Here is a 278-nt window from a genome sequence, read left to right as displayed (position 1 = left end):
TATCGGTGGCCCGACAATGATTCGCTCTGCTGCGAAAAATCATAAATTTGTATCGGTAATTGTAGATCCAGTAGATTACGATGTTGTATTAGCAGAACTGAAAGAAGACGGTGAAGTAAAAGAAGAAACGAAACGTAAATTAGCAGCGAAAGTATTCCGTCATACAGCGGCATATGCTGCGTTAATCTCTAACTACTTAACAGAGCAAATGGGTGAAGAAGGTCCAGAAACATTAACTGTGACATTTGAGAAAAAGCAAGACTTACGTTATGGCGAGA

At 39.6% G+C, this 278-nt stretch carries 1 pseudogene; it reads left to right on the top strand.

Features of this window, described 5'->3' with window-relative positions:
• Positions 1-278 (top strand): annotated as a pseudogene (gene purH, locus KVT27_RS24360) (bifunctional phosphoribosylaminoimidazolecarboxamide formyltransferase/IMP cyclohydrolase); the annotation flags it as partial.

The sequence above is a fragment of the Lysinibacillus sp. GbtcB16 genome (genome assembly GCF_019091145.1).
Classification (GTDB): domain Bacteria; phylum Bacillota; class Bacilli; order Bacillales_A; family Planococcaceae; genus Lysinibacillus; species Lysinibacillus fusiformis.
The sequence above is the reverse complement of the archived record's forward strand: the minus strand, read 5'-3'. Positions and strand labels throughout refer to the sequence as shown.